Annotated in this window: 8 protein-coding genes; all 8 read right to left on the bottom strand. The window is 35.1% G+C overall.

What is annotated here, in order from left to right; all coding sequences use genetic code 11:
- Nucleotides 1-40: 40 nt before the first annotated feature.
- The 8 genes from sprA to NYQ10_RS07765 all read right to left on the bottom strand — a co-directional run bounded on the left by sprA (nt 41) and on the right by NYQ10_RS07765 (nt 23621).
- Nucleotides 41-7291, bottom strand: coding sequence for a cell surface protein SprA (gene sprA, locus NYQ10_RS07800; protein WP_289879739.1), 7251 nt, complete (start codon nt 7289-7291; stop codon nt 41-43).
- Between the two features lie 24 nt (nt 7292-7315).
- Nucleotides 7316-7897, bottom strand: a complete 582-nt coding sequence (gene ruvA, locus NYQ10_RS07795; RefSeq protein WP_276175217.1) for a Holliday junction branch migration protein RuvA — start codon at nt 7895-7897, stop codon at nt 7316-7318.
- A 77-nt stretch (nt 7898-7974) separates the two neighbouring features.
- Entirely contained in the window at nt 7975-10266 is a 2292-nt protein-coding gene (locus NYQ10_RS07790; protein WP_289879738.1) for an NADP-dependent malic enzyme, read from the bottom strand.
- A gap of 154 nt (nt 10267-10420) precedes the next feature.
- Nucleotides 10421-10846 carry a CBS domain-containing protein gene (locus tag NYQ10_RS07785; RefSeq protein WP_276175220.1) on the bottom strand — a complete coding sequence of 142 codons (426 nt, stop codon included), beginning with the start codon at nt 10844-10846 and terminating at the stop codon, nt 10421-10423.
- Between the two features lie 271 nt (nt 10847-11117).
- Nucleotides 11118-13127, bottom strand: a complete 2010-nt coding sequence (locus NYQ10_RS07780) for an OmpA family protein (RefSeq protein ID WP_289879736.1) — start codon at nt 13125-13127, stop codon at nt 11118-11120.
- 8 nt (nt 13128-13135) lie between these two features.
- Nucleotides 13136-14047, bottom strand: a complete 912-nt coding sequence (locus tag NYQ10_RS07775; RefSeq protein WP_289879734.1) for a PorP/SprF family type IX secretion system membrane protein — start codon at nt 14045-14047, stop codon at nt 13136-13138.
- Nucleotides 14048-14095: 48 nt separating this feature from the next.
- The gene (locus NYQ10_RS07770) at nt 14096-18055 is read right to left on the bottom strand and encodes a gliding motility-associated C-terminal domain-containing protein (RefSeq protein WP_289879732.1); all 3960 of its coding nucleotides are present in this window, start codon (nt 18053-18055) and stop codon (nt 14096-14098) included.
- Between the two features lie 325 nt (nt 18056-18380).
- On the bottom strand, nt 18381-23621 hold the full coding sequence (locus NYQ10_RS07765; RefSeq protein WP_289879731.1) for an HYR domain-containing protein: 5241 nt from the start codon (nt 23619-23621) through the stop codon (nt 18381-18383).
- Between the last annotated feature and the right edge of the window lie 42 nt (nt 23622-23663).

Below are 23663 nucleotides of genomic sequence, written 5' to 3'. Positions count from 1 at the left end.
GTAATAATCTTCTAATGAAATCTAGTTTAGAAACTAAAAATTAATTTCCGAAATTATAACGAAGTGTGAAACCAGATCTAATATTCGTTAAAGGAAATGAAGTTGAAATAACTGCTTTCGAGAACGAATGATCGTAGTAGAATATTGCTGTTAAGTTTTTACTGAAAGCATAATCTGCTGTTAGCTTTAATGTCCAAATATTTTGTCCCGCTGCAAGCTGATTATTATCGTAATCTAAATAACGAACTAATGTTTCATTATTTCTATATGAAAAATCTGCTTTTATATTAATATCACTTTTAATAATTCCTGTTGGATTATCTGCAAGTCGAGAAGATATAATGACGTCTTTAAAACGATATCCTAATCCGACAACATATTCTATTCCTTTTACTTCTGTCAACAAATTATTATCAAAACTCATTGATAAAGCTCGATCTTTCTTAATTTCTGTCAGCAATCGAAGCGAACTTTTCAATTCAAAATCAACTCGAATAAGCGGACTAAATTGCTCCACTAAGTTAACATTTGACATCACTGTTTTGTTGAAGAAATTTGAATTTACATCTTGTCCATTTGGATTTTCAAGGTAATCAAAGTTCGATCTAAACTGGCTAACAGTATAAGAAGCTCTATAATTATGCTGTAATGAAAAACGTCTAAAATGATCTTTAAAATATTTATAGCGCATTAATCCGTTATATTTTATCGACCAGTTCGGAATAGGGAAACTTCTAAAAATACCCGTTGAAACATTAGAAGCATCGCTTCCTGTGTACGCTGCTAAGAACGAAGGAAGCAATACGGCCTGATTACTTTTACTAAAACCAATCGGATAACCATCATTAGACTGAATTAACTTTCTTTCCGTATTATTAGGATTTGCAATATTATCTACTGGCACAGAAGTATCTTCCGGAGGAAGAGTCGATGCATCGTATCTCGGAATTGGCATTCCCGCTCCATAATGTTCTTCTGCCAAGCGATTTGCTATTATCAAACGATTATTTCTAAAATCCTCAAAGGCTGCCGACTGTGTTTCATTACTTGTTGAAAAAGCAGTTTTTATCAATACCGTAGAAATAGAGAACATTCCATAAGTATAAGGAGATAATGGCTGATAAAACAATCTTCCAATAGAATCTCTAACTGTATATTGTTCTGAAGAATTTTCAGAATAAGAACGATCCATTGATAAATCTACTTTCAAATCGGGAAGTACATCAAGATTGGCAGTCACTTTTAACATCTTAGTATTTACTTGCGAGAAGTTTTGATTGAAATTTTGATAATCGGTTAACCAACCATTTTTAGCTGCTTCATAACGAACGTCATCTTGACTACCAAAAACGAATCCTAACGAAGGTTTTGATGTTCCGAAGAAACCAACTCCAGGTATATAACCTGGCAGAACCGTTCCGCTATTTTCAGTATAATTAATTTGAACATTTTTGATACTTGTCAGAACTCCAATCATTCCATCATAAAAAGGACTTCTGCTTACCGTTGGTTTAGCTGTATTTACAATTTTCTCGCCTGGTTTTGGCGGCGCTGCAGGTTTTGCTTTTGCAGGTTTTGCGCCAGGAGTTAGACCTAAATATTTATAAAGCAAATTCATGTTCAAAGTTGCCGCAAAAGTATTCGAATTGGCATTTTGAATTGTATTTCCTAAATTATATGTCGTATCATCCTCTACATATTGAGAAAATGCAGTAGAAGAACGCTGCCAGTTGTAATCTGCGGTATACGAATAGTTTGCCTTTATAAAACTAAAAATTGGAATTTTATTAATTGGAATATCATAATTGACAATCAATTGCTGTAAATGCTGATTTGGTGTTCCAATATCAAAATAATCATCCCAAATATTAAAGTCTTCTTTTGGCGTATTATCATCATTCAAAAAGTTTCTTACAATATTATTAGAAGCTGCTGTATAATTCAATTTCAATGATTTTGTCAAATTAAATCCAAAACCATATTGATAATTAAATGCAAAATTTCTTCTGTAAAGCGGATCTAATGCAATTCCTTCTACAGATTCAACCTGTCTATATTGCTGACGATTACTTTGTCTTAAAATATTACTATTAAAGGAAATATTTGATGGCAAATAATTAAAATTAAAGTCACTTAACATTTTCCAATAATCACTTTTTTTCATGAATTGGTTATTTTTAAACGGAACCACTTCTTTCGGCTGGAATGTGTAAGCATAGTTTACAGCCGTGCTCGATTGTTCGTCGTTATAATTTTCCACTTCATAATCATGTCGTTCTACCTGATTGTAAGATTGCGAGAATGTGAAATTCTCTACATCATAAACATGAGGTTTTTGCTCTAAAGCTCTATCTTTTCGAACTCCGATAAAATTGATGCTTTTACGTTTTGTATAATCAACCGCGCGAGTTCTTATGTTATCTTTTTCGGCTGGATCTGTAGTTTCAGCTATTAATTGGCTTAGCTTAATATCTTGATTAAACGGATCATATTCTGGCGTAATAACTTCTTCTCCAATTGCATAATTAAACGGAAGATTGATTCCCCATTTTTTAGGAAGCAATTTTCCAAGATTCATATTGGTAACGATATTATATTGCTGAATATCTTCTCTATCTCTTTCATTTGCGCCTTGTTCTAGAGAGCCAAAACCTATTGTACTCTTTTTTCCAGAAGCAGACAAAGTTGCAAAATCAGCCATATTGGTATCAATATTTAATAGCGCCGCCATACCGCCTTTGTTTTCCAAATCGGACATACGAAGTTCATTGAACCAAACTTCCCCTTTGATATTTTTATGTTCGGCCGTACTTTTTACTCCGACCATTAAATTTCGAACTAAACCAAAATTCGGATTTCCTTTAATACCTAATCTTAATTTACTGTCACCATCACCTCCGCTTGCTTCTGGATCATCATCAGGATAATAGATACCGTTAATATCTCTTTTTGAAGAAGTAGGATCTATTGTCATCGCCTTAATTTTCATTGCTGTTAATAAAGACAATGCCAAATCAATATTATTTTGATCTAACCAAACCTGATCCGGACTTATTGTACAAGAACCTCCAGTTGCTGTAACTTTCAATGGAATCTCAACTTGGTAGAAGTTTTGGGTAAAATCGTTACCAAAACGAATAAAACCTACCATTTCGTCATTCTCAAGCGGAGTTTCATTTACAAGTGATTCTGCGTGAAGAAACATTTTCAATTTCTTATACTGACGCATATCAACACTCACATTTTTGAAAACTGCTCTCGAATCTCGATATTCTAATCCTGTACCTGCAATTCTTACTGCTAAAGATTGTTCATTTTGATTAATAATCGTGTTGTTATTATAAAGCTGTTCTCTTTGTACTCCTGGCGGAATAACATAATTTACAGGACATTTTGTTCCGTTTTCCTGAATATTAACTGCTGCAACATCAAATTCAGTTCCGTCATCATCTGGAGTTGTATCATTAGCATCTAATGTACCTGTATATCTTCTCCATTCTCCTCTTACTAAATCCAATGCTCCAAAACGAACCGTCATCTGATCGTTAAATCCAGTCATGAACATTCTCATAAAACGAATCGATCTGAAATCGGTAATATTTCCAATTGTATTTTTAGGCTGAGAAACCGGAATTTTAAACTGAATCCATCTTGCGCGTGTAGTCGATCCGTTTGGCAATTCTACATTTCCAACATCTTCTGGCTCACGAATATCTGTAATATAATTGTCTCCAATCTGCATACCTGGCCTTAAATCAATACTATATTCATAATAAGCATTAATTGTACTCATGGTATTATCACGGTTAATATCTTCTACGTCTGGAAGAGTTGTAGAACCACGATTTGGATCATCTACACTAACTGCTGAATTGTTTTCTGTACCGTTGTAATTTTTATAACGATCTAAAATACCACCGTCTGTATTTAGATAATAAGTATAATCATCAGCTGCAGGATCATTTTCACCAGCATAATTGGTATAGATTGCTCCTTCTCTCGAACTCGGAAGACCATCTAAACCAACATCCTGATTTCTACGGTTTTCTGGATTTGTATCAAATGCATAAATCAGAGATTGCGACGCTGGCACATCTCCCCATTGCGGCTGCGGATTTACCATAATTTGACCTGGTCCTAATCCGTTTTCGTATTGTTTTCTCTCATCCTTTAAAATATCTTCAGAAATTTCACCTAAGTTAAAATAGATTTTTCCTGTATTGCTTGCTTGAGCTTCTCCATTTCCAACATAAGGATCTAATACCCAAAACTGAATGTACTCAACGTTTCCTTGTTCAAAATTTGTCGAATTCAAAGCACGCATAATACCTCCAAAGTTTGTAGAAGGACTCATTGTCGCAAAATCTGGATTATTGTTGTAAGGCCCTCTATCTGATGGATAATAAGATAAATCAAGCGTATTTACAACCTGAATCTGTCCTTGAGCAATATCTGTATTAGGATAAAGTTCTCTGCTATAAATTCTTCTTGTTGTATTAAGAGACAAATCATCATTTGAAATTCCAGATGGCTTAGACGTATAAAAGATTGGATCGATGGTATACCAAGCTAATTTTGCGCGTTTGTAACCGTATGCTAATGTATTTGAACCTGCATTAAAAGTATTATCTGTAGCAGAATTTATAAAAGGTGTTGAAGCCAAACTCCAAGCATAAGCAGATCGCATATCGATTGTTGTCTGAGAACCTTCAAAGTCGTCTATATAAATAGTTGCTTCTCCTTCAAAATCACTAGCTTTTGGCGCATCGGGTTTCAAAAAGGCAACTTCTCCACGAATAGAAAGGTTCGAAGGAACATCGGTATCAATATTTGGAAGCTTGTTAGCCAACCTTGTCAAAAATGGAACTTCAGTTGCGTAATTTCCGTTGAAACCAAAAATAGTATTATTTACAGACTCTTGTCCATAACTAGATTTTTGTGTAAACGGACGCTCTGTCATTTTTAAGAAAGTTCCTCCAACAACAAATTTATCTGAAATTTTATGCTCAACATTCAATCCCATAAATCTTCTAGTCTGCTGTCCAAAAATTGAATTGTTTTCCAAAGAAACTTCAATAGGCGTATTTGAAGCTTGCAGCGAAGGATCTAAAATCTGTACTCTTCCTAATTGATAATCGACACTGTAATCGATTCCTTCAACCAAAACTCTTCCTGCTGCGGTTACGACAACAGATCCTTGAGGAACATTAAATGCTCCAATTGGAATACCATTACTGCCCGACGATTTGTATTTTCCTCTTAATAAAAATTTGTTTTTATCGCTATCTTGTAATGCGCCAGCTTGTGTACTCCTATACATGGTTCGGAATACATATTTACGCTGATTCGCGTTGTATGTTGCTGGATCGTTATAATTTTCTCCAGATCCTGTATTTAATTTTCTAAATAAAAGCTCACCAAAAGGCTCTTTTGTGGTAAAAATAATTCGTGCATTTTGAACATCTACAGTTACTCCCGGAACATAATCAAAGAAACCATCACCGCCGGTCTGCGGATCGTTATTGTAATTTAAACGATCTAAATTAAATACATTAAGTAAAGGTGTATTTTCTACCACATCATTCGGTGCAGGATTTGGCGGAAAAGCACTTCCTGTTGCTGGCGTAATATAATTTATTGGCGAAGGATCTGTATAAAGAATATTAAGTCTAAAATCTTCTTGTTTAATTTGATAAGCTTGCGGAATCTGATAAACGTTTTTCATCATCAAGTTCCAAACTGGATTATTAACGTTTGTCAAACTGCTTTTCAGCATTTTTAAAACTAAACTTTGTGTAACAATCGCTTGGTTTCCATTTGTATTACTTCCAGTAACTACGGTTGCGTCTACACCATCGCTACCAAATTCTCCAACTTGATAAACTTTACCTCCAACCGTATATTCAAAAGCTACAGCTAAAATTTCGTCATTTGCCAGACGCTGCTGCAATGAGATATAACCTAGTTGCGGATTAAAAGTATATTCTTGTGTGGTTAATTTTCTAGCATTTTCTAAAACAGAATAATCTGTACCTTCTGCAACGTTTGCATTATTAAATCCAGTTTTTGCAGTAACAATTTCTCTAATATTATTATTCAAATAGCTTCCTGCTTTTCCAATCGACGCAGGATCGTATTTATTGTTGGTATTATCTGTAGGAGAATCTATTGGATTATTAAAAAAACCTGTCGGATTTGTTATTACAACCACTTCGTTATCAGGAACACCAGTAACTTGTCCTTCTCCCAAATCCTGAAGTGCAATAACATTTCTTAAGTTATTATTACTAGTTGTAACTCTATTTTGCTTATTAGTTACCCAAACTTCTATTCTTGTTACTTGAACTCGGCTGTCAATTAAAGGATAGTTTCTTAAGGAAGCATCGTATTTATTTCTGAAGTATTGAGACAAGAAAAAGTGACGGTCATTATCATAGTCTAATGCAAACAAATCGAAGTTTTGAACTGTTCCTCCACTTTCTGCGACTATACTTTTGGTTTGAGATTTCTGTTCTGAGAAAACACCCGTAATAGTTGTTTTACCAAATTGCAATTGTGTCTTAACTCCAAATAAACTTTGTGCACCTCGAATCAAGGTACTATTTAACGGCATACTAACATTACCAACTTCTACTTTCTGAACAATATCATCTTCTGAAGGTGTGTAAGCTAGTTTAAATAAATTCTGAAAAGCAAATGTTGATTGGGTATCGTAATTGGCATTAACTTCAAGACGTGTTCCAATTTTACCCATCAAACTCATACTGATTCTTTGATCGAAGTCAAAAGTAAGACTAGATCTGTTTCTAGGAGAAAAAGAAGGGTTATCTTGTTTAGTATACCGTAAACCTAAGTCCATTTCTACTGATCCTGTAGGTTTTACGTCTATTGTATTACTTCCAAAAATGCTTTCAAACAAACTTGAATTCACATAATATCTTGGGAGCAAATCTTTTTTTGCAGCTTCGGCACCTGTTTTTTTACCATCAATTGCATCCGATTTTTTTCTAAAATAATTCCTTCTGGATTCTTTTAGAACTAAATCTTCATATTCTTTTGGAGTTAAAATTAAAGGATAGTTTATAGAAAAACCATCAGCTGAATTGGTGTAGATATAACGATCTGTAATTGGATCGTATCGGTAAGCCGACATTACACTTGGAGGATCTTCAAGCTCAATTTTACCAACTGAAAACTGAGTTTTAGTTGTATCTTGAGTTGGCGGGTTTACCTGCGCACGCAAAACTGTACCGCAGAGCAAAACCAGCAACAAAATACAAATTTTACGCATAGAATTCTTTTATATAAAATGAATTTATAAGCTTTTTAAAGCCTTTTTAATGATTGTTTCTACAGTAGCTTCTGGATCTTCTTTTACAATCTTTTCTACTACTTTTTCAGAAGCTTTTCGAACAAAACCTAAAACTTCCAAAGCAGATAACGCTTCATCTCTATTTCTATTGTTTTGAACTACCGAAACTTCGTCCAAATCGTACAACTTTAACACTTTATCTTTTAAATCAAGTATAACTCTTTGTGCTGTTTTGTTTCCTATCCCCTTGATAGATTGTATTATACCAACATCTCCCGACGCAATGGCATTAATAATTTGTTTTGGCTCGATCGACGAAAGCATCGTTCGGGCAATTCCTGCTCCGATTCCTGAAACAGAAAGCAACATTCTGAAAATCTCTCTTTCTGATTTTTCGGCAAAACCGTATAAAGTATGCGCATCTTCTTTGATTTGAAGATGCGTATACAGTTTTATATTTTCAGAATTTGGAATTAAGGAGAAGGTATGCAGGGATATATTCACCTGATAACCAACACCTCCACAATCAATTACAACCTCCGTAGGATTTTTTTCTACTAATTTGCCTTGCAAATGTGCTATCATAAATGTAATTTCTTAGTATCAAATATAACAAAAATGCCATAAAACTACGACAAATTTGCTCAATCCTTTTAGAACGTCTATTGAACTATTTTATTCTTTTTACTTTCTTTTTCCTGTGCATCAATAACTGCGATTGCAGCCATGTTTACCATCTCTTCAACACTTGCACCTAATTGAAAAATGTGAACTGGCTTGCCCATTCCCATCATAATTGGTCCTATTGAATTTACTTTATACAGTTCTTTCAATAATTTGTAAGTGATATTTGCCGACTCTAAATTAGGGAAAATCAATGTATTTACTTTTTTACCTGCCAGTTTAGAGAATGGGAATTTCTCTTCAAGCATTTCTTGATTTAAAGCAAAATCCGCCTGAATCTCTCCATCAACAATCATTTCTGGATGATTTTTATGCAAATAAGCTACCGCTTCTCTAACTTTTGAAGCACTTTCGCTAGTTGAAGAACCAAAGTTTGAGAAAGAAACCATTGCAATAACTGGCTCAATACCAAACATTCTTGCCGTTTTAGAAGTCATAATTGCAATATTAATCAAATCTTGAGCAGATGGATTAATGTTGATTGCAGTATCTGATAAAAACATTGGACCGCGTGAAGTTAGCATCATGTTTGCCGTTGCAATAAGAGAGGCATTTTGTGCCTTTGGAATAAGCTGCATCATTGGTTTTACGACAGAAGGATAACTTCTTGAATGTCCCGTCACCAATGCATCTGCTTCTCCTTCATTAACCATCATTGCCGCAAAATAATTTCTTTCGCGCATGAATTTCTCAGCGTCTAATTTCGAAACGCCTCTGCGTCCTCTTGTTTCCCAGAATGATTTTGCAAATCGATTTCTTCTTTCTGATTCTTCATCTGTTTTAGGATCAATGATTTCTAGATCAGCATCAAAACCTAATTCTTCTTTTAGTTCTAAAATCTGTTCTTTGTTTCCTAATAAAATCGGAAAACCGATTCCGTCTTCGTAAACTATTTGAGCAGCTTTTAACACATTTAATTGATCTGCTTCTGCAAAAACAATTCGTTTTGGATCAAGTTTAGCGCGGTTTGTAATTAAACGAACCATTTTATTATCATTCCCCATACGCTCACGAAGCACATCTTCATAAGCTGCCCAGTCTGTAATTGGATTTTTTGCAACTCCAGATTCCATTGCCGCTTTTGCAACTGCAGGCGCTACGACTGTAATTAATCTAGGATCGAATGGTTTTGGAATAATATATTCTTGTCCGAAACCTAATTTTGTAGCTCCGTAAGCAACATTAACTTGCTCTGGAACTGGTTCTTTTGCTAAAATGGCTAAAGCTTTTACAGCTGCCATTTTCATTTCTTCGTTAATTTTAGTCGCTCTTACGTCTAATGCTCCTCTAAAAATATATGGAAAACCTAAAACGTTATTTACCTGATTAGGAAAATCCGAACGTCCTGTCGCCATAATAACGTCTTTACGAGTTTCTACAGCTAAATTATAATCGATTTCCGGATTCGGATTTGCCATTGCAAAAACAATCGGGCTTTTTGCCATTGAAAGTAACATTTCTGGAGAAAGAATATCGCCAGAAGATAATCCGATGAAAACATCAGCATCTTTTACAGCATCTGTCAAAGCAATTTTAGGTCCGTCAATAGCATATTTTAATTGTAAATCTGAAAGTGAAGGATTGTCTTTTGTTAAAAGTCCTTTACTGTTGTACATTAAAACGTTTTCTACTTTTACGCCTAATAATACATATAAATCTGTACAAGCAATTGCTGCAGAACCTGCGCCAGAAACTACTACTTTTACATCTTCTGCTTTTTTTCCTGCCAATTCAAGAGCATTAATTAAAGCTGCCGAAGAAATAATTGCAGTTCCGTGCTGATCGTCGTGCATTACTGGAATATCCAATTCTTCGATCAATCTTCTTTCTATTTCGAAAGATTCTGGAGCTTTAATATCTTCTAAATTAATACCTCCAAAAGTTGGAGCAATATTTTTTACAGTCTGAATAAATTCTTCAACATTTTCGGTACCGATTTCGATATCAAAAACATCAATATCAGAGAAAATTTTAAACAATAAACCTTTTCCTTCCATCACTGGCTTTCCTGCTTCAGGTCCTATATTCCCAAGTCCTAAAACCGCTGTACCGTTTGAAATTACTGCTACTAAATTTCCTTTTGCTGTATATTTATAAACGTCATCAATGTTTTCTGCAATTGCTAAACATGGTTCTGCAACTCCTGGCGAATAAGCCAATGATAAGTCTCTTTGGGTTGCATATTTTTTTGTTGGAACTACCTGAATTTTTCCTGGAGTTGGTTCTGCGTGGTACAGTAACGCTTCTCTTTTTTTACTCTCTTTGTTCATTATTTTAGCTTTTATTCTAGCTTACAAAGATATAAGTCTTGTTTTAAAAAGGCGTATTTTTAGTATTTTCTTTTCTGAAAATCCATTCTCAGAAATAAAAAAAGTCCAATAAAAATTGGACTCCTTTTAAATTTTTATTGCTTTTATATCCTTTTTATTGAGAAATATAAGAATTCAAATGCTGAATAGTATCTTTTTGAGTTTCTATAATCGCCTTCACTACATCGCTGATTGAAATTATTCCAACAACTGTTTCATCTTCTACAACAGGCAGATGTCGTATTCTTTTTTCACTCATCAATTGCATACAATCTTCAAGATTATCTGAAAGTTTTACTGTAAAAACATTGCTTTCCATAATCTCATTTACCAAAGTTTCTTTAGAAGATTTATCTTTTAGAACGATTTTACGAGCATAATCTCTTTCCGACAATATTCCCTTTAAAACATTATCATCAATAATTAAAATTGCTCCGATATTCTTTTCTCCCATTACCTTTAAGGCATCATAAACTGTTAAATTAGAGAAAATCGAATAAACATTTCTTCCTTTTGCTTTAAGTATTTGATCTACAGTCATAATGAAAAATTTTTAGATTTATAAAGTTAAAACAAAAACAAACACAATTTGCAACGAAATCGATTTTTTAAAAACACAACTCACTCATTTTAAACATAATAAAACAAAAAATAAAAATTCAAAATTATACTGCAAAGAATCAAATCATTTAGAATTGTTTTTTGATGAAAATTTGGTTTTTTAACTTTTTGAGAAACAAAAATATAACCTCAAAAAAAAACCCTTTTCTAAAATTTAGAAAAGGGTTTTTATAATTTTAAAAAAAGTCATTTTACATTGCTACAATTATAAACTCGCTTCTTCTATTTTGCATATGTTGTTTTTCGGTACATTTTACGCCGTCTGCACATTTATTTACTAATTGTGTTTCTCCGTAACCTTTTGCTGATAATCGGTCTTCGCTAATTCCTTTTTGCACTAGCCATTTTTTTGTTGACAACGCTCTCATGTCCGAAAGAATTTGATTGCTTTCTGAAGAAGAACGGCTGTCTGTATGCGAACGAATATCAAGTTTCATGTCTGGATATTCTTTTAAAAGATTTACTACTTTCATCAATTGCGGTTCTGATGTCTTTTTGATAGTAGCTTTTCCTAAATCAAAAAAGTTCATAGGAAGATTTAAAAGTTTAGCAATGTCAACTCCAACTTTCATCGAACCTAATTTTACGGGACTAATAGCCACTTTTTTGATTGCTATTGTTTTTGCGGTTAAAGGAACAAATACTTTATTTAATGCTATCATTAAAGTTGTTTCTTGATCTCTTAAAATGTTTACTGAAGCTTCTTTGGCATTATAATCTGTTTTAGAAGTTCTGATAGTATATTTTTTGCCACATTTTACGGTTGGAAAAACATAATTTCCTTTTTCGTCTGTAACAATTGTTCCAACTGGATCAAATTTTTCATTAAACAAAGTCAAAGATGTATTTGCTAAAACAGCATTTGTTTCAGCATCTGTAACAGTTCCTGATAAATTTTGCTCACAAATTAATCTTCTAGTTTCTGTAAATCTATAAATATCGTCTAAACCTAAAGTATTTTGTCTGTTTGAAGAAAAATAACCACTTCTGCTTCTGCTGTCTATACTGAAAGCAAAATCATCTTGTTTACTATTTACAGGTTCACCAACATTTAAAACTTCATCATAACTTCCGTTTGCTTTTATTCTAGAAGCAAAAATATCCAAACCTCCTAAACCTGGACGTCCGTCTGAAGCAAAATAAAGTTCATTTTCGCCAGAAATAAAAGGAAAGGTTTCTCTGCCTTCTGTATTAATTTCTGGACCTAAGTTTTCTGGTTTACCAAAAGTGCCATCTTCATTAATTGCAACTTTATAAATATCAGACTGACCAAATGTTCCAGGCATATCTGATGCGAAATACAAAAATTTCTCATCAACGCTTAAAGCAGGATGTGCGGTACTGTATTGATCACTATTAAAAGGAAGTTCTCTGATGTTTTTCCATTCGTTATCAATTAAATCTGCTTTGTATAATTTTAAAAGCGTAACATTTTTATCATTCTGTCCTCTTTTTCCATCAGTGAAATTATTTCGCGTGAAATACATTGTTCTTCCGTCTTTTGTAAAAATTGGAGTAGATTCATTGAACTTATCTTTTTTTCTTTTTATAAAAAGTTCTGGCGTTCCAACACTTCCATCAGGCAATAAGACAGCGCTGTATAATCTTGAGAAAGATCTGTTTGTCCATTGAAAATTAGCTTTTACAACTCCGCCTGTATCACGCGCAGAAGTAAAAATTATTTTGTTGTTATAAACCGTACTTCCATAATCTGAAAAACGAGAATTAACTCCTGCATCTGCTATTTGAAATCTTCCAGAGTTCTCTTTTATTACTTCAAGATAATTTTTATCATTTCTGATTAAATCAGATCTTTTTTCTAAAGTTGCTTTTTGATTGAATTTCTCTAAAACTTCGTCAGATTTACGATAATTGCCAGAAGATTTTAAACATTGTGCATAACGATAAAAATATTCTGCTTCTTGGTCTGCATTAATTTGAAATAATTGATCGTACCATTTTAAGGCACTTGTCAATTCTCCATTAAAATAATACGAATTTGCCAGACGTTTTACAACTCCTTCGTTTGCACTTTCTTTTTCGATAACACTTTCATACGCTTTTATAGCATCCGCGTAAGCGTATTCTTCATATTTTTTGTCTGCATATTTTACGTTCATATTTGTGAATGGATTTTGAGCATTCACATTTGAAAAAAAGTTACACAGTAAAACGATTAAAATTATTTTCTTGAGTTTCATAGTTTTCATTAAAAGAACCTTGGAGATATCATTTTATTATAATTATTAAAGAAATCGAATCTTAGAAAGATTTCATGAGATCCAGAATTGTACTTTTTTAATTGAGTTGTTTCATGATCGTAACCGTAACCTAAATACATTCCTTTTGTAACTTGAAATCCTGCCATTGCACTTACAGAAGCGCTCCAACGATAAGCAAGACCTAAAACAAATTTATCATTGAACATAAAATTACCCGAAACATCAACTTGCAAAGGAGCTCCTTCGACCATTTTGGTCATTAAAGCTGGTTTGAATTTAATGTATTCTAATCGATCTAGATTAAATACGTAACCTGCTATTAAATAATAATTGATTTTTTCTTTGAAGATAGCTGTGTCATCTGAATCATAACGGTTTGTTTCGATAAAATTTGGAACAGATAATCCGATATAAGCGCGATCTGAATGAAAATAAAGCCCTGCACCAACATTTGGAGAAAACTTATTTTTTAGATTCTGAAATTGCTGATCGTCTTGATCTTCCATACTCAATTTATTTACATCTAAATTGAATAGGTTTGCTGTTCCTTTTATACCAAAAGACAAATTCCATGATTCTGAAGTTGGAATTGTATACGATAAATCGGCAGATAAAGTGTTTTCTGTTGTTGGTCCGATTTTATCATTAACCAAAGAAACTCCAAGTCCTAAATCGCTATTATTTAAAGGTGTATTTACAGAAAAAGTACTTGTTTGAGGCGCACCTTCTAACCCAACCCATTGTGTACGGTACAAACCAAAAACGCTCATAACTCCTCTCGAACCTGCGTAAGCTGGATTGACTTCGATTGTGTTGTACATATATTGCGTAAACTGTGCATCTTGCTGCGCATTTGACACAATCGAAAAAAACATAAAAAATATGATTAATTTTTTCATTTTTAAAGCTTTAAAAACGGCTTAGCTTTACTAAGCCGTAATCTTATATTATTTGTTGATGTATAAATATCCTGATTCCTGATGTGGTGCATTAGCATTATCTTGATATTTCAAGATGTAAAAATAAGTTCCCACCGGAAGACCTTCTGTTTGTTTGATTGTAGAACGTCCGTTAGAATATCCAACAAAAGCTCTGTCATTGTTATTATATCCGTCTACACTGTAAACCAATACTCCCCAACGGTTATAAATTTCGACTGTATTATTCGGATAGCATTCGATACCTCTAATGTAGAATCTTGTATTCTTGTTGTCTCCATTTGGAGAGAAAGCTTTGAATACTTTGATTGCACAACCGTCTAATTCTGTTACAGTTGGATTATCTCCAGTATTACTTGAATGGTCAGACAAATCTTCAACCACAACTCCTTTTGAACTGCTTCCTTGCGCAGTAGCTTGGTTTGTTACTTTAGTAAGATTAATATCTTCTTGCGTTATCGTATATTTTGCTGAGAAATTAGAACTGTTAGATTCTCCAACTGCTAAAGAAATTGCTTGACCAGAAACCACTACTCCTGTTAATGGATCTTTTACTATTACATTATTTAGCGGAACATTTCCTGTATTTGTTATGGTAAACGTATACGTTATTGTTTCTCCTGCGTTAGCAAAACCACTATTGTTTTCATCATTAAATTCTGCTTTTTTGATAATAGCTATTGCTGGAACTTCAACAAAAACATTTAAAACTGCTGTTGAACAATTTGATGCATTTGTTTTTTCGCAAACCTGATAAGTAATTGCATAATTTCCTCCAGGTGTATTTGGCTTAACATTTACAGTTCCGTCTGCATTCCATTCAAAATAAGAATTGTTTCCTAATGGTTTGATCGTAACATCTGCCGGATTGATTGGCTGTCCGTTGATTAAATCATTATTTAAAACATTTACAAACTCAATATCACCATTGATTCCGTCAGCAATAACATTAATGTCATCTACTAATGTAATTCCGTTTGTTGTTGGAGGAGCAGGATCAGCGCTATTTAATACTGTAACTTTAACTACAGCTTGACTGCAATTTGATGTATTTGCTGCTTCACAAATTTGATATGTCAATTCATAAATTCCGCTTGGCGTATTTGCAACAACACTTACTGAACCATCAGCATTTAGAATTAAATTCGGATTTGCTACAACAGTTGATAAAACAACACTTGATGGCGTTGGTTTTACTCCGTTTAAAATATCATTATTAAAGATATTAAGTGAAGTATCTGTTCCTTTTTTCACATTTATTGGTCCAGCTTCATCATCATTCGCTTTTATCATTGTCGATGCTGCAACCGTAACTTTTACAATATTTGAATTACAATTTAATGGATTTAATTTTTCGCAAATTGTGTAAGTCAATTCATAATCTCCTGCCGGTGCATTTGGAGCTAATATTGCGTTTCCGTCTGCATCAACTGTTAAATATCCTTTTGGATCAGCTGTTGTTACAGTAAGATTTACATCTGAAGGCACTAAAGCATTTCCATTTTTAGTATCATTTGCAAAAACATTAATTAATGTTTGAGGAACATTTGAACCAACTGCTGAAGGAACAATATCCTGATTTGCTACTAAATTTGAACCTGTTACTGTGATTACTGTAATCACTGAATCGCAATTTGATGGATTTGTATTTTCGCAGATACGATATTCAACATTATAATTTCCTGCTGGTGTGTTTGGCGCAACAGCAATAGTATAATCTGGATTTAATGTTAATCCTGTTGGAAGCGTACTAATTAATCCAAAAGTTACTCCTCCTGGAGCAGTTCCAACAACAACTGGATTTCCATTTAATTTATCATTTGCAATTAATGATATTGTTGTTCCTCCAATATTTCCGTTAATTGGATTTACTGAATCTACAACTGCATCAATAACTGGCATATCAACAGTTACTTTTACAATATTTGAATTACAATTTGATGGATTTAATTTTTCGCAAATTGTGTAAGTCAATTCATAATCTCCTGCCGGTGCATTTGGAGCTAGAATTACATTTCCGTCTGCATCAACTGTTAAATATCCTTTTGGATCAGCTGTTGTTACAGTAAGATTTACATCTGAAGGAACTAAAGCATTTCCATTTTTAGTATCATTTGCAAAAACATTAATTAATGTTTGAGGAACATTTGAACCAACTGCTGAAGGAACAATATCCTGATTTGCTACTAAATTTGAACCTGTTACTGTGATTACTGTAATCACTGAATCGCAATTTCCTGAATTAATATTATCGCAAATACGGTATTCTACATTATAATTTCCTGCTGGTGTGTTTGGTGCAACAGTAATAGTATAATCTGGATTTAATGTTAATCCTGTTGGAAGTGTTCCTATAATATTAAATGTAACTTCTCCCGGAGCTGTTCCTGCAATTACCGGATTTCCATTTAATTTATCATTTGCAATTAATGAGATTGTTGTTCCGCCAATATTTCCGTTAATTGAATTTATTGAATCTACAACTGCATCAATTGCCGGTGCAGTTACTGTAACCTGAACTTTATTTGTGCTGCAGTTTCCTGGATTCAGAAGCTCGCAGATTTCATAAGTGATTTCATAATTTCCTGCCGGTGAATTGGCTGCCAAAACCGCCTTTCCGTCTGCATCAATCGTTAAAAATCCTTTCGGATCTGTGCCCGGCGTAAGCTTAACTTCTGACGGATCTAACTTTGCTCCGTTTTTAGTGTCATTGTCAAAAACATTGATAAGGGTTTGGGATGAATTTCCTCCCACTACCGAACCTGCATTGTCCAAATTCGCAACCAAAACAGCTGCCGTTACGGTTACAGTTGAAGTAGCCGTTGAGCAGTTTCCTGCATTGTTGTTGTCGCAGATTGTATATTCAACATCGTAGTCTCCCGCTTTTGTGCCTTTGCTTACAGTCACCGTTCCGTCTGAATTGACCGTAAGTCCTGAAGGAGCTGTTCCAGTTAAGGCAACTTCTCCAGCATTTGTTCCGATAACCGCCTGAACTCCGTTCAGTTTATCTGAACCGATAAGCGATGCTGTTGTTCCGCCGATGCTTCCGTTGATCGGACCTAAATTTTCTTTTACCGCTAAAATTACCGGTGCCGTAACTGTAACCTGAACTTTATTTGCGCTGCAGTTTCCTGGATTCAGAAGCTCGCAGATTTCATAAGTGATCTCATAATTTCCTGCCGGTGCATTGGCTGCCAAAACCGCTTTTCCGTCTGCATCAATCGTTAAATATCCTTTCGGATCTGTGCCCGGCGTAAGCTTAACTTCTGACGGATCTAACTTTGCTCCGTTTTTAGTGTCATTGTCAAAAACATTGATAAGGGTTTGGGATGAATTTCCTCCCACTACCGAACCTGCATTGTCCAAGTTCGCAACCAAAACAGCTGCCGTTACGGTTACAGTTGAAGTAGCCGTTGAGCAGTTTCCTGCATTGTTGTTGTCGCAGATTGTATATTCAACATCGTAGTCTCCCGCTTTTGTGCCTTTGCTTACCGTTACCGTTCCGTCTGAATTGACTGTCAGTCCTGAAGGCGCTGTTCCAGTTAAGGCAACTTCTCCAGCATTTGTGCCGATAACCGCCTGAACTCCGTTCAGTTTATCTGAACCGATAAGCGATGCCGTTGTTCCGCCGATGCTTCCGTTGATCGGACCTAAATTTTCTTTTACAGCTAAAATTACCGGTGCCGTAACTGTAACCTGAACTTTATTTGTGCTGCAGTTTCCTGGATTCAGAAGCTCGCAGATTTCATAAGTGATCTCATAATTTCCTGCCGGTGCATTGGCTGCCAAAACCGCTTTTCCGTCGGCATCAATCGTTAAATATCCTTTCGGATCTGTGCCCGGCGTAAGCTTAACTTCTGACGGATCTAACTTTGCTCCGTTTTTAGTGTCATTGTCAAAAACATTGATAAGGGTTTGGGATGAATTTCCTCCCACTACCGAACCTGCATTGTCCAAGTTCGCAACCAAAACAGCTGCCGTTACGGTTACAGTTGAAGTAGCCGTTGAGCAGTTTCCTGCATTGTTGTTGTCGCAGATTGTATATTCAACATCGTAGTCTCCCGCTTTTGTGCCTTTGCTTACCGTTACCGTTCCGTCTGAATTGACTGTCAGTCCTGAAGGCGCTGTTCCAGTTAAGGCAACTTCTCCAGCATTTGTGCCGATAACCGCCTGAACTCCGTTCAGTTTATCTGAACCGATAAGCGATGCCGTTGTTCCGCCGATGCTTCCGTTGATCGGACCTAAATTTTCTTTTACAGCTAAAATTACCGGTGCCGTAACTGTAACCTGAACTTTATTTGTGCCAGTTTCCTGGATTCAGAAGCTCGCAGATTTCATAAGTGATCTCATAATTTCCTGCCGGTGCATTGGCTGCCAAAACCGCTTTTCCGTCGGCATCAATCGTTAAATATCCTTTCGGATCTGTGCCCGGCGTAAGCTTAACTTCTGACGGATCTAACTTTGCTCCGTTTTTAGTGTCATTGTCAAAAACATTGATAAGGGTTTGGGATGAATTTCCTCCCACTACCGAACCTGCATTGTCCAAGTTCGCAACCAAAACAGCCGCTGTTACAGTTACAGTCGAAGTAACAGTTGAGCAGTTTCCTGCATTGTTGTTGTCGCAGATTGTATATTCAACATCGTAGTCTCCCGCTTTTGTGCCTTTGCTTACCGTTACCGTTCCGTCTGAATTGACCGTTAATCCTGAAGGCGCTGTTCCCGTTAAGGCAACTTCTCCAGCATTTGTTCCGATAACTGCCTGAACTCCGTTCAGTTTATCTGAAGCGATAAGCGATGCTGTTGTCCCGCCGATGCTTCCGTTAATCGGACCTAAATTTTCTTTTACAGCTAAAATTGCCGGTGCAGTTACTGTAATTTCTACAGTTGCAGAATTGCAATTTGACGTATTTGCAACTTCACAAATTTTATAATCAAATGTATATTTTCCTACTGGCGTATTTGGTTTGACTTTAACTTCTCCACTTGCAGTATCAAAAGTTAAAACTGAAGGTAAAGTAGAATCCAAAGTTAAAACAACTTCATTTCTAACTACTGGATTACAATTAAGCAAATCGTTTGATAAAACATTTGAAACCGCAGTTCCTCCACTATATCCATTTATCGAAGCTGTATCTTTATTAGCTATAATCGGACCTACAACTTTTACTACTTGAGTACAAGTTTGAGTGTTTCCTGCTGCGTCTGTCGCTGTCCAAATTACTGTCGTGTTTCCGATTGGAAAACTTGACGGCGCATCATTAGTCACTGTTACAGTTCCACTACAATTGTCTGAGGTTACAGGAGTTCCTAAAGTTACGCCTGTTGCAACGCATGAATTTGCATCAGTAGAAACCACAACTGTTGTTGGGCAAGTAATTGATGGTTTTTGAGTATCATTTACTGTTACAGTCTGCGTACAAGTTTGCGTATTTCCTGCTGCATCAGTAGCAGTCCAAGTTACTGTCGTGTTTCCGATTGGAAAACTTGATGGTGCATTATTTGTCACTGTCACAGTTCCGCTACAGTTGTCCGAAGTTACAGGAGTTCCTAAAATTACACCTGTTGCTGTACATGAATTTGCATCAGCAGAAACTGTAACCGTTGCAGGGCAGGTAATTGATGGTTTTTGAGTGTCTTTAATTATTACTTTTTGAGTTGCAGTTTCTGTGTTTCCATTTCCATCATTAAAACTCCAATTGACAGTGTAAGTACCTTGAGCAGAATAAGTCAATGGATCGCTGGTTGTTCCTGTTACAGTTCCGCTACAATTATCTGTTGTTGTTGGAGCTGTTACTGTTGCTGAACATTCTGCTGTAATATCAGCTAGAACTGGTTTAACTGGTTTTTCAGTATCACTCACTTTTACTGTTGAAGCAGCAGAAGTAGCTTCACATCCTGTTGAAGTATTCGTAACTTTTACTTTATAATCTCCATCAGAATTTACCACTAATGAAGATGAAGTTTGTCCAGAAATTGCAACATTATCTTTATACCAAACATAAGTTGGCGAACTCGCATTAGTTGTGGTAGTTAAAGTAGTTGTTAAACAAGCCGTTAATGTACCTCCAATAGAAATTGTCGGATTTGCATTAGTTGTAATATTAACTACATTACTTTTTACAGTGCAATTGGCCGCATTGGTTGCAATTACATAATATCCATTTCCTGCATTAAGATTAGTCCATGTTAATGCAGATCCGTTTCCTGATTTTGCTGATTGTACAGCAGTATCATTTGAATCAAATAACTGATAATTTACATTATTTACTGAAGTTGTTGAAGAAATAGTTCCATTTCCTCCAGGTGAAACGCAAATCACACTTCCTGTTAATGCAAGTGCTGTTGGGTTTGAAGTAGTAGCAACGTTCACGCTATTACTAGTAGAAGAACAAGTAGTTGTAGTATTTGTTCCAATTACATAATAGCCAGTTGCTGCTGCAAGATTTGTCCAAGTTAATGCAGATCCGTTACCTGATTTTGCAGACTGAACTGCTGTATTACTAGAATTATATAATTGATAATTTATTCCTGTTGCTGAAGTTGAAGACGTAATCGTTCCATTTCCGCCTGGCGAAACACAAATTGTACTTCCTGTTAAAACAAGAGCGTCTGGATTAGGATTGGTAGCAACATTTACTGTAGCACTTGTAGATGTACAAGAAGTTGTCGTGTTTCTTCCAATTACATAATAACCATTTCCTGCAACAAGATTAGTCCAAGTTAATGCAGATCCATTTCCTGATTTTGCAGATTGAACAGCTGTATTGCTTGAATTATATAATTGATAACTTATTCCGCTTGCTGAAGTTGAAGAAGCGATAGTACCATTTCCTCCTGGTAAAACGCAGATAGTACTTCCTGTTAAAGAAAGAACTGCTGGCAAAGCGTTAACAGTTACCAAAACAGCATCTGAAAAAACAGCAGCACAATCTCCATTCTGAACAACTGCTCTAAAATAAGTGCTTGCTGTTAAGTTTCCGATATTAGCGCTTGTTAATGTTGTTGAAGTTATATTAATATCCGTTCGAGTTGAAAAACCTGAATCTGTTGATTTTTGCCATCTTAAAACTGAACCGTTATTACCACTTAATACCAAATTAGCAGGCGAAGTTCCAGAACAAATCGCTGCTACTGAAGCAATTGTTCCTCCAACTGAAGAAGCATTTACACTTAATGTAACATCCTTATTAACAGTACTAGTACAGCTTGGAGTTGCATTTGTTCTAGTAACAGTTGTTACTCTTAATGTCTTTCCATTATTTGCTGCCGTTAAATTTACAGTTTCAAAAAATCCATCCCCAGATCCGTCTGCTGCAACACCAGTTACAGGTGTTTGTGCAACTCCATCAATAGAATATGCAATAGTAGATGTTGTATTTGGCAATAATCCTTTTAAGTTTATTCTAGCAGGAGCACCTTCACAAGTTGTTGCAAATTGCGATATCGTTCCCAAACTTGGAACTGGACTTATTGTAATTAAAACTGATGCTGAATTTGCTGCCGTACATGAGCCACTTTTTACAACTGCTCTATAATATGTATTTGCAGTAAGTGTTCCCATTTGGGCACTTGTTAAAACAGCATTTGTAGCTCCATTAATATCATTAAATGTACTATTATTTGTAGATGACTGCCATTGAATAGTTCCTGTATAACCTGTTAATGTTAAATCTTGTGGAGCAGTCCCTGAACAAATTGTTTGCGCAGAAGATACTGTTCCAGCTACTGAGCCGTTTCCTACAGTTACAGTAATTACATTAGAGGCTGTTGGTCCAACTCCACAAGAATTGTAAGACCAAACCTTAAAATAATAAGTTTGTCCAGAAGTTAAACCTGTAACATTAAAAGAAGTTGAAGATGAATTAAGATTTCTTCCATCTAAATTTCCTTCGTGAGTATTAAAATTTGAATTGCTAGAAACCTCTAATCCATAAGAAGTTGCGTTAGCAACAGCATTCCAATTTGCTGTAAAACTATTACATGTTACCGCTGTAGCTGCTGTTGCAGTTGGAGTACTCGCTTGTCCAAAAACAATAGAAACTGTATTACTTACGTCTTTACAAGTTGTAGAAGAAACAACTCTTCTGTAATAAGCAGTTGTACTTGTACTAGGCGGATCATAACTTATACTTGTAGCTCCTGAAATAGGATTAAAATCTATATTATTTATACTGCTTTCCCATTGGTAAGTTAATCCAGAACCTCCACCAGTAGCTGTAGAACCTGTTATAACACCTGGATCATGCGGTGCTGTACAAAAAGTACTAGTTGCAGGAGCCGTAATCGCATTATTAGCAATAGCTGTATATGTGTTATATGTTATTGTTGAAGAATTAGAAGTCTTGTCATAAGTATCATTAAAAGTATAATTGATTTGAACAGGACCAACAACATTATTGTTTAGCGGAGTAAAAGTTACAGCTCCAGTTGATGAATTATAGGTAAAAGTCCCTTTATCAGCAACTGTCTTGGAAGTTTGAATTCCTGTCAGCGCAGGATCTAAGTCAACTGTAGATTTATTAATTGTACCTAAAGTATTTACTGATCCGTTATCATTTGCAGTAATATCTCCAGAAGTAGCTGCTAATCCGATACAACCTGTAAAGGTATCTGCATTAGCAACAGGAGTTAAAAGCGTTGATTTATCAACTGTAATATTTAAATTTCTAATCTCATGGAAATTATTAGATCCTCCTGTAGAAGAAGAAATTGCAAATTTTAGATTAGAAGGTGCTCCTACTTTATATTCATAATTGTTAATGATTAACTCTCTTACTGTACCATGAGTTAAGTAAACATCAATAAAAAAACCACCGCCAGATCTCGGTTTTAAAATAACTTCCATTTTTCTAAAACCAGATTTAGAATTGTCCGTAGCATCTCTATCCCCACCTGCAACATTGAAAGAACTTGCTAAATCTGTTGTTCTAACCGAAATTAAATGCGGATATCCCGTTGTACCTGTTCCTGCACCTCTCAAAGTAACATTACTAGGTAAAACACCACCTGGCGCCCCACCATTCTTTCCTTCATTATTTGCAGAAAAATTTCCATACTCGTCAATTCCAATACCTAGATACCCCTTAGAGAAACCCGTCTCAGAATTTCGTTGTGCATAACCTAAGGAACCTCCAAAAGCACCTGCCGCAACTGGAGAAGCCGTAGCATCAAACAAAATAAAAGCAATACCATCGGCACCGTTTCCACTATGTGTATAGTATTCAAATGTAATAGTCATTCCATAAGCAGACGGAAATGAATACATATCCGAATAAACAATTCCTTTCTGGCTACCTTGTCTATTTGTTAATCGCAAATATCCAGAGCCATTTGCATCATTATAACCGTCTCTAAGGCCAGCTCCGCCAGTTAAAAAAGCTATTGGCTCACCTCCAAACAAAACACCTGGAGCTGTAGAATTTTTAAATGATTGTGAATAAGGAAATTGTGCCCTAGTTTGAGCCGTGATAAAAAATAATGAAATAAGTAAAAACAGTTTAAATAAATTAAACTTTTTAAAAGTAAAGTTACGCATAGACAACTTGAGTTTGTGGAACAGAAAAACAATACACTAAAA

This window comes from Flavobacterium johnsoniae (assembly GCF_030388325.1).
Classification (GTDB): domain Bacteria; phylum Bacteroidota; class Bacteroidia; order Flavobacteriales; family Flavobacteriaceae; genus Flavobacterium; species Flavobacterium johnsoniae_C.
This window is presented reverse-complemented; position numbering and strand designations above follow the sequence as displayed.